This window comes from Streptococcus sp. HMSC072C09 (genome assembly GCF_001813105.1).
Lineage (GTDB): Bacteria > Bacillota > Bacilli > Lactobacillales > Streptococcaceae > Streptococcus.
In genome coordinates this window covers 71763-81646 of the sequence record NZ_KV811505.1, presented here as the reverse complement: position 1 = coordinate 81646, position 9884 = coordinate 71763, and the positions used below count along the sequence as shown (strand labels likewise).

General features: G+C 43.1%; 9 protein-coding genes. 7 read left to right on the top strand and 2 right to left on the bottom strand.

Translation table 11 applies throughout. The annotated features are described in order from the left end of the window. Nucleotides 1-43: 43 nt before the first annotated feature. On the bottom strand, nt 44-751 hold the full coding sequence (locus tag HMPREF2893_RS09885; protein WP_070675953.1) for a hypothetical protein: 708 nt from the start codon (nt 749-751) through the stop codon (nt 44-46). A gap of 15 nt (nt 752-766) precedes the next feature. Then, on the bottom strand, nt 767-1471 hold the full coding sequence (locus HMPREF2893_RS09880) for a hypothetical protein (RefSeq protein WP_229100956.1): 705 nt from the start codon (nt 1469-1471) through the stop codon (nt 767-769). A 227-nt stretch (nt 1472-1698) separates the two neighbouring features. Here HMPREF2893_RS09880 and ruvB point away from each other — a divergent pair, with 227 nt between their 5' ends. The 7 genes from ruvB to HMPREF2893_RS09845 all read left to right on the top strand — a co-directional run. Continuing rightward, nucleotides 1699-2697, top strand: coding sequence for a Holliday junction branch migration DNA helicase RuvB (gene ruvB / locus HMPREF2893_RS09875; RefSeq protein ID WP_045760104.1), 999 nt, complete (start codon nt 1699-1701; stop codon nt 2695-2697). A 6-nt stretch (nt 2698-2703) separates the two neighbouring features. Then, a complete protein-coding gene (locus HMPREF2893_RS09870; protein ID WP_070675949.1) occupies nt 2704-3270 on the top strand; it encodes a nucleotidyltransferase family protein in 567 nt (188 codons plus the stop codon). 173 nt (nt 3271-3443) lie between these two features. Then, nucleotides 3444-3869 (top strand): low molecular weight protein-tyrosine-phosphatase, encoded by a 426-nt coding sequence (locus tag HMPREF2893_RS09865; RefSeq protein WP_049498139.1) that lies wholly within the window; start codon nt 3444-3446, stop codon nt 3867-3869. Nucleotides 3870-3897: 28 nt separating this feature from the next. Further along, on the top strand, nt 3898-4302 hold the full coding sequence (locus tag HMPREF2893_RS09860; protein ID WP_049498138.1) for an MORN repeat-containing protein: 405 nt from the start codon (nt 3898-3900) through the stop codon (nt 4300-4302). Then, nucleotides 4292-6094 carry an acyltransferase family protein gene (locus HMPREF2893_RS09855; RefSeq protein WP_070675946.1) on the top strand — a complete coding sequence of 601 codons (1803 nt, stop codon included), beginning with the start codon at nt 4292-4294 and terminating at the stop codon, nt 6092-6094. Before HMPREF2893_RS09860 ends, HMPREF2893_RS09855 begins: the two co-directional genes overlap by 11 nt. A 402-nt stretch (nt 6095-6496) precedes the next feature. Further along, a complete protein-coding gene (adhE, locus tag HMPREF2893_RS09850) occupies nt 6497-9148 on the top strand; it encodes a bifunctional acetaldehyde-CoA/alcohol dehydrogenase (RefSeq protein ID WP_070675944.1) in 2652 nt (883 codons plus the stop codon). Nucleotides 9149-9280: 132 nt separating this feature from the next. Further along, nucleotides 9281-9884 (top strand): hypothetical protein (locus tag HMPREF2893_RS09845; protein ID WP_070675942.1); only part of this gene is annotated, 604 nt, incomplete at its 3' end.

Here is a 9884-nt window from a genome sequence, read left to right as displayed (position 1 = left end):
TTCTAACGAATTACCGATTTCTGTCCCACTCTCAGTGAGCTATTTAATTAGTTTTAGGATCTGAAACTTTCTTGAATTTCATTGGATAAACGAGATGTGCTCCTGTTTCTTCGAATGTTTTTTCAGCGTAAATTGTAAGGATGTCACCATTCAATTCGTAGTGATAAGTAATTGGTACGTCTGTAGAATTTATATAAAGTGGTAGAACTCCAAAGATGTTTGGCACTTCAGGGAATACGATCGTTTTTGCATTCTCGTTTAAAACCCCATCATTTAACGTTGCAGTTAACACTTTTGTATCGTTATCAAACGTTCCAGTTTGATGTTTAAAACTTCCAAATTTCTTTTCTCTTACGCCTAGAAGGATGGCAGTAGCTTCTTCTTTTGTAGGATATTTATCTTTATTCTGTTCAGCATAAAAATCAATATACTTATTCATATCTGCACTATAAGAATAAGTTACATCTGTTCCTGTAATTTTTAGAGTCGGAACGATATCTTGGAAGGCTTCAGTAACCTTTAATCGACTATTAGCATCATCATAATAAATTAAGAAAGTACGTTCTACTGTATCTCTAAAATCTACAGCTTTCCAGTCTCCTTCTAGTGAGACTGGGGTAGGTGCAACTGTTGTAGTCTCAGCGGTTGTTTGCTGTTTCTGTTGCTGTTGTTTCTGTTGCCCACATCCTGATACAAATAGAAGAGCAAGAAGGGAAAACATCCATAGGGAACTTTTTTTCATATTGTTCATGATTGATCACTCCTTCTAATGATTGTCTCCTACGTAATTGAAACGAAGACGTATTACTCTAAAATGACTTTGTTCATCTTTACCTTCAGCATAAAGTGTTATTTGGTTACCTTCAACGGTGTAAGTATAAGTAATTGGTACAAGCGAGTTATACGTGGTTCCCATAACAATTCTACTTAAAAATGTAGGTGTTTCAGGGAACGTAATAGTATGTTTCTGCGTATCGATTTCTCCAGTTAGAGAGTAATCATAGGCATAATTAGGTTCGTCAAGAGTAATCTTTGTATGTTTCAAATTTGGAATGTAGTTCTTAAATTCAGCAGTTTTATTTTTTAAATACGATTCATAATTCGCTTTGTTCTCTCCTGTTGCAAATGCTTGATCCTCATACAGTTCTCTGTAATCAAAATGGTACTTCAATTCAACGGTTTTATCTTTAATAGTCATCGTCATCTTAACCTTATCGAAGTCATCAAGCATTAGTACGGCGGCTAGTTTTTTGATATTAGAAGCTAGGAATACTTTTTGAATGGTCATTTGTTGGTCAGTCCATTTCCAAGTTCCTTGTTGATCCTTTGTAAGATCTTGTGGTGCTTTTATTGTTTGAGGAGATTTATCTGTTTGAGAAGACTGCGATGGAGAAGACTGACATCCCGCAATAAGGAGCACTGCAAAGAATGCCAAGAAACCGAAAAGGATCTTCTTTGTTTTAGTAAACATAAATTTACCTCCTAAACGTTGTTGCTTTAATTTTATCATTAAAGGAAATAATTATAAAGTGAAATGGTGAGCGATAGATGAAGAAGGGACCGTATAATAAAAAGAAAGGTTGGCGATGAGGGCAACCTTTCAACTTTTTCTAATGAACGCAAGTGAGAATCAAGATCTTTAAAAAACACATTCTATTTATGGTACCGAAGGTATCATTTTTTGCTATAATAGACTGTATGAGTAGAATTTTAGACAATGAAATCATGGGCGATGAAGAGGCCGTTGAACGGACGTTGCGCCCGCAATATTTACATGAATATATTGGTCAAGATAAGGTCAAGGACCAGCTGAAAATCTTTATTGAGGCGGCTAAGCTTCGGGATGAAGCGCTGGATCATGTCCTTCTTTTTGGCCCTCCGGGGCTTGGGAAAACCACCATGGCCTTTGTCATTGCCAATGAACTGGGTGTCAATCTCAAGCAGACTTCCGGTCCTGTCATTGAAAAGGCTGGTGACTTAGTAGCCATCCTTAATGACTTAGAGCCGGGCGATGTCCTCTTTATCGATGAGATCCACCGTCTGCCTATGTCAGTCGAAGAAGTGCTATACAGCGCCATGGAAGATTTTTACATCGACATTATGATTGGTGCTGGCGAGACTAGCCGGAGTGTCCACCTGGATCTTCCTCCCTTCACTCTGATTGGGGCGACGACTCGAGCTGGGATGCTGTCCAATCCCTTGCGCGCTCGCTTTGGGATTACGGGGCACATGGAATACTATGAGCAAGATGATCTGACAGAGATTGTCGAGCGGACCGCCGAGATCTTTGAGATGGAGATTACCCACGAGGCTGCCGAAGAACTTTCTCTTCGTAGTCGGGGAACTCCTCGGATTGCCAACCGTCTGCTTAAGCGGGTGCGTGATTTTGCCCAGATCATGGGCGATGGCTTGATTGACGATACCATTACAGACAAGGCCCTCTCTATGCTGGATGTGGATCATGAAGGACTGGACTATGTCGATCAAAAGATCCTGCGTACCATGATTGAGATGTACGGCGGTGGCCCGGTCGGGCTTGGGACTCTATCGGTCAATATTGCCGAAGAGCGAGAGACTGTAGAAGATATGTATGAGCCTTACTTGATTCAGAAAGGCTTTATCATGCGGACCCGAACAGGGCGCGTGGCAACCCGCAAGGCCTATGAACACCTGGGTTATCCCTATAATGGAGACTAGAAGAAGATGCTGACGGAAGAAGCAATAGTAGAACAAATTCAAGCGGATCCGGAGATGATGACTGTCTTGGCCATTATTCGAGATCTAGACTTGGCAGATGCCTGGTTAGCAGCGGGCGCGGTGCGCAATTTCGTCTGGAACCAGCTTTCTGGCAGACCAGGGTTTGATGCGACGACAGATCTGGATCTGGTCTTTTATGACCCTACGATCAGTTATGAGGAGACTCTGCAGATCGAGCAGGAATTAAAGAAGACCTATCCCCAGTACGCTTGGGAAGTGAAAAATCAAGTCTACATGCACCAGCATAGCCCGGGGACAGCTCCATATCGCAGTGCCTGTGATGCGGTTTCCAAATACCCCGAGCAGTGTACGGCACTTGCAGTTCGCCTAAGGAAAGATGGTCAGCTAGAGCTCTTTCTCCCTTATGGGACAAAGGATATCGAAGACTTCATCGTTCAGCCGACTCCACATTTTTTAGCCAGCCCAGAGCGTTTAGCGGTTTATACAGAGCGGATGAAAAAGAAGGATTGGCAGAGTAAATGGCCTCCATTAGAGGTTCGTTTTCCAAAATAGAAAAACAGATCAGATTTGAAAAAGGAATCTGATTTTTCTTTAAAATGATGGAGCCACTTTGTCATCTTTCTGTCACATTTTTGTTATAATAGTAATAGTATGCTGGTTTTCCATAGTGGAAAGCCAAGAGCTCAGCTAGGTTGGGCAGTCCGAACAAGGAGTTAGGTGGAATCATGAAAAAAATCGTCTTTGTCTGCTTAGGAAATATTTGTCGGAGCCCCATGGCGGAGTTTGTCATGAAGGACTTGACGGATCAGTATGAGATTGAAAGTCGGGCCACCTCTAGCTGGGAACACGGCAATCCCATCCATCGGGGAACCCAGAAAATCTTTCAACAACACCAGGTCCCGTATAATCCGGCTAAGACTTCCTTACAGATCAAGGAAGAGGATTTTTACAACTTTGATTTGATCCTAGGGATGGACGAAAACAATGTAGCAGATCTGAAGCGAATGGCTCCTGCAGGAACAGAATACAAGATTCATCTTTTTGCTGCTGAAAGTGTGCCAGATCCGTGGTATACCGGTGATTTTGAGGAGACCTATTCCAGAGTCCTGAGTGGCTGTAAGGCTTGGTTAGATCAGTTAGCAACTTCTTAAGAGTTTGATATGTGAGAGAATACAGAATATGAAAGAATTTTATGAGACTTATAAGGTCTATCTGACGCGAAAAAATTTAGAAATAGCAGCATTAGTCGTGATTATTCTATCTGCTTTGCTGGTTTTCCTTTCAGCCATTCCAGGTCAGGGCGTCTTGACCTTGGACAAGGGGGCGATCCGTTACGACGGAAGTTTGGTCCGTGGCAAGATGAATGGCAAGGGAACCGTCACCTTTAAAAATGGGGATACCTATACAGGTAACCTCGTCAACGGCACTTTTAGTGGTTATGGAAAGTTCAAGTCTAAGGATGGATGGACCTATGAAGGGCAGTTTGTCAACGGCCAGCCGGAGGGCAAAGGCACCTTAACCACAGAAGCCAACGTCGTATACAAAGGAACATTCAAGCAGGGGATTTATCAAAATGCGCATTAAATGGTTTTCACTAGTCCGTGTTACAGGACTCTTATTGGTATTGCTTTACCATTTCTTCCAAAAAGCCTTTCCTGGAGGCTTCATTGGGGTAGATATTTTCTTCACCTTCTCAGGATTTTTGATTACAGCGCTCTTGATCGATGAATTTGCGCGCAAGCAAGGAATCGACTACCTGGCATTCTTGAAACGGCGCTTTTACCGGATCGTACCACCCCTTGTCTTTATGGTCTTGGTCGTGATGCCCTTTACCTTTATGGTCCAACGGGACTATGTGGCTGGTATTGGGACTCAGATTGCGGCGGTCTTTGGTTTTGTGACCAATTTCTTTGAGATGGCAACGGGTGGTAGTTACGAAAGCAACTTCATTCCGCATCTCTTCCTTCATACCTGGAGTTTGGCCCTAGAAGTGCATTACTATGTGCTCTGGGCACTTTTGGCATGGTTCTTGGCTAAGCGGGCTAAGACGGTTGGAAAGTACCGAGGCATGCTCTTCCTGGCATCCAGTGGGCTCTTTCTCTTCACCTTCTTGTCCATGTTCATCCGCGCCTTTCTGACAGCTAATTTCTCCACCATCTATTTTTCTAGCTTCACTCACATCTTCCCCTTCTTTGCGGGATCATGCCTAGCAACGGTGACAGGGATTGCCAATGTCAGCCCGAACTTTACAAAGCTGGTGCAGTCTTGGAGCATGAAAAAGACCTTATCGGTCTTGGGTGGAAGCTTTGCCTTCTTGTTTGTGCTCAGTCTTTTCTTGCCATTTGATAGCTTGTGGACCTATCTGTTTGGCTTTTTAGCAGCGACAATCGCAGCTTGTGCCATGATTCTGTCGGCCCGCATTCTCCATGAGAAGACGCCAGATAAAAAAGAACCAGCCATCCTCAATTTCTTGGCAGATACCAGTTATGGTGTCTACCTTTTCCACTGGCCTTTCTTTATCATCTTCTCTCAACATTTGGGAAATATGATGGCAGCCCTTGTGACGACGATCGTTTCCTTGATTCTAACGGCTCTGTCCTTCTATATTTTGGAGCCAACCATTGCAGGCAAGGAGCCTCGTGTCTTTGGTATGAAGATGGATCTCAGCTTTTTGACCAAGCCAATCTTTTACCTCATGATTCCATTAGCTCTCTTGATGATCGGGATCTCTGCCTTTGCACCAACCGTCGGAGCTTTTGATGAGAGTTTGGTAGTGAGTGGGCTCAATCAAGCAGACAGCAAAATGCAGGTCACACGGACGCAGGTAGACAATGCGACTGCAACAGACTATAACGTCTCAAATGGTGTGACCATGATCGGTGATTCGGTTAACTTGCGAGCGCAGGACTACCTGATTAAAGCCATCCCTGGCATCCAGATCGATGCAGTGGTGAGCCGTCAGTTGGAAAATGGAATGAAGGTCTTTGAGACCGATATCTCCAATAAAGTTCTCCTAAAAAATGTGGTCATTGCCCTAGGAACCAATACTGTAAGTAACTACAAAGAATTGCTGGATCAGTATGTTGAGAAACTTCCAAAAGGCCGTCGCCTGATCCTTGTGACACCATATGATGGTCGCTATGCCAACGATCAGTCCAGTGAATCGGTTCAAACGCGTCTTTATGAGTTGGAACTAGCTAAGAAATACGACTTTATCACGATTGCGGACTGGTACCAAGTAGCAATTGAAAATCCAAACATTTGGGTGGGAACAGACTCTGTTCACTTCAATATGGAAACCAATGGTGGGGAACTCTATGCTCAAACAGTCAAAGAAGCCCTTGATAAGGCCGAAAAAGGTCCGGTCAAGAAGTAACAATGCTTCTCTGAAACTGAAACAAAACAAATCCTAACAAAATAAAACAAAAAGCAACTTTTTACTTGTAAAAAGTTGCTTATTTTAGTAAGATTAAGAAAACGCTTACAAAAATCAATTGAAAACATCTCTTTGTGAAGAAAAAATTTTTTTAATTATTTTTTCACAATTTTGCTAGACAATTGCTTTCACATCAATAAGATTGATAAAAATTTCACAAACTTCAAAAAAATCTTTGTGAAAGTTGCTTGGAAGTGTTTACAAAAATCTCAAAATAGAGTACAATTATATTGTGAAATAATTAACAAATCGAAATTTCTTACACTATTCTTGAAAATTTCAGAAAACATGAAAAAGTTCTAGAAAAGGATAAGGGTTTCAAACATTGGAGGAAAGCATCAAATGGCTGATAAAAAAACTCTCTCACCTGAAGAAAAGAAACTCGCTGCTGAAAAACACGTAGACGAGTTGGTGCAAAAAGCGCTGGTGGCGCTTGAAGAAATGCGCAAATTGGATCAGGAGCAAGTAGACTACATTGTGGCGAAAGCATCTGTGGCGGCTCTTGACGCTCACGGTGAGCTCGCTCTTCATGCCTATGAAGAAACTGGTCGTGGAGTCTTTGAAGACAAGGCGACGAAGAACTTGTTCGCTTGTGAACACGTAGTAAATAACATGCGTCACACGAAAACAGTTGGTGTCATTTCAGAAGATGATGTCACTGGTTTGACCCTGATTGCTGAGCCAGTCGGAGTTGTCTGCGGAATCACACCTACAACCAACCCAACTTCAACAGCAATCTTTAAAGCTTTGATTTCCTTGAAGACACGGAACCCTATCGTCTTTGCCTTCCACCCATCTGCTCAAGAATCATCTGCTCATGCGGCACGAATCGTACGCGATGCGGCAATTGCAGCTGGAGCACCTGAGAACTGTGTGCAATGGATTACCCAACCTTCTATGGAAGCAACGAGTGCCCTGATGAACCATGAAGGAGTTGCTACGATCCTTGCGACCGGTGGTAACGCCATGGTGAAAGCTGCTTATTCTTGTGGAAAACCAGCTCTTGGGGTTGGTGCCGGAAACGTGCCTGCTTACGTTGAAAAATCAGCCAACATCCGCCAAGCAGCACACGATATCGTCATGTCTAAATCATTTGACAACGGTATGGTCTGTGCGTCTGAACAAGCGGTCATCATCGATAAAGAAATCTACGATGAGTTTGTTGAAGAATTCAAATCTTACCACACTTACTTTGTCAACAAAAAAGAAAAAGCCCTTCTTGAAGAGTTCTGCTTCGGCGTAAAAGCCAATAGCAAGAACTGTGCAGGTGCGAAATTGAATGCGGACATCGTTGGGAAACCAGCAGCATGGATCGCTGAACAAGCTGGCTTCACTGTACCAGAAGGAACCAATATCCTTGCGGCAGAATGTAAAGAAGTTGGTGAAAAAGAACCGTTGACTCGTGAAAAATTGTCACCAGTTATCGCTGTTTTGAAATCGGAAAGCCGTGAAGACGGAATTAACAAAGCTCGCCAAATGGTTGAATTCAACGGTCTTGGTCACTCAGCAGCCATCCATACTGCTGATGAAGAATTGACCAAAGAATTTGGTAAAGCAGTCAAAGCCATTCGTGTGATCTGCAACTCTCCTTCGACTTTCGGTGGTATCGGGGATGTTTACAATGCCTTCTTGCCATCATTAACACTTGGATGTGGTTCTTACGGACGCAACTCTGTTGGGGACAACGTTAGTGCCATCAACCTCTTGAATATCAAAAAAGTCGGACGCCGGAGAAATAACATGCAATGGATGAAACTTCCTTCAAAAACATACTTTGAACGTGATTCAATTGAATACCTACAAAAATGTCGTGACGTTGAACGTGTCATGATCGTTACAGACCACGCTATGGTAGAGCTTGGTTTCCTTGATCGTATCATCGAACAGCTTGACCTTCGTCGCAACAAGGTGGTTTACCAAATCTTTGCAGACGTAGAACCAGATCCAGATATCACAACTGTTGAACGTGGTACAGAGATCATGCGTGCCTTCAAACCAGATACGATCATTGCTCTCGGTGGTGGATCACCAATGGATGCGGCCAAAGTTATGTGGCTCTTCTACGAACAACCAGAAGTGGACTTCCGTGACTTGGTACAAAAATTCATGGATATCCGTAAACGTGCCTTCAAGTTCCCATTGCTTGGTAAGAAGACTAAATTTATTGCGATCCCAACAACATCTGGTACAGGATCTGAAGTAACTCCATTTGCCGTTATCTCTGATAAAGCAAACAACCGTAAATACCCAATCGCAGACTACTCATTGACTCCAACAGTTGCCATCGTAGACCCTGCCTTGGTATTGACAGTTCCAGGATCTGTTGCAGCAGACACTGGTATGGACGTCTTGACGCACGCGACAGAAGCTTACGTATCACAAATGGCTAGCGACTTCACAGATGGTCTTGCTCTTCAAGCTATTAAACTTGTCTTTGAAAACTTGGAAAGCTCAGTCAAGAATGCGGACTTCCATTCACGCGAAAAGATGCACAATGCATCAACCATCGCAGGTATGGCCTTCGCCAATGCCTTCCTCGGTATTTCTCACTCAATGGCCCACAAGATCGGTGCGCAATTCCACACCATCCACGGACGGACCAATGCCATCTTGCTTCCATACGTTATCCGCTACAACGGTACACGCCCAGCTAAGACAGCTACATGGCCTAAGTACAACTACTACCGTGCAGATGAAAAATACCAAGATATCGCTCGTATGCTAGGACTTCCATGCTCTACTCCAGAAGAAGCCGTTGAAGCTTACGCAAAAGCTGTATACGAACTCGGTGAACGCTGTGGTATCGAAATGAACTTCAAAGCACAAGGCATCGATGAAAAAGAATGGAAGAAACATTCTCGTGAATTGGCCTTCCTTGCTTATGAAGATCAATGTTCACCAGCTAACCCACGTCTTCCAATGGTAGACCATATGCAAGAAATCATCGAAGATGCATACTATGGTTACAAGGAACGTCCAGGACGTCGTAAATAAGACGCCAACGAACAACTGATGTTTATCAGCTATCCCTCGCTTGAAAGAGTGGGGGATTTTTTGCTTTGAGTTAGCAATTCCCTTGATTTTATGATAGGGTATAAGAAAAGAACTAGAACAAAGAAGGTAAAGATGAGAAAAAAGATTATAGGAATCCTTTTGGTGATCGTCGTCATTCTGGGTGTAGGAATGGTCTGGCTGAAGAAACCCCATCGAACAGCTCAGGGCTTGACGCTTGAAGAGGAGAGCATTTTTAAACATTCTTTCCGTCTATTGGAAGAACAAACGGCTTTGTACGTGAAGGAAAATTTCACAGGTATCAGTAAAATTGAATTTTCTCCGATTATCTTTGACGGAGGTTCGAAATCAGGGGATCCTTTACGAGTGAATGTGGTTCCGGTTGTCTATGACCGGCATGGAAACAAAGCTTATCTATGGCGGGATGCAAAAGGAGAGCCAATGCTCCGCTATGGCTTCCATCAGGGAGTTGAATTTGATTATGGGATGAATCATAAAGAGGTCATCTTCTTAGATAATTCAAAAACAGGAGGAGCAATTGACGTTTCAAATGAACAAAAACTACCAGACGATGCGAAGATGAGTGAGGATGAAGGAATTGATATGAGTCTAAAGGTCCTTACGGATGCTGGGCAGTTAGTTGGAGTGAATAAAAATAAAAGTGGTAGTCCAGAAGCAAAGGTGGTTTACAATTTAGAGATCCAAAAAGGGGATTATA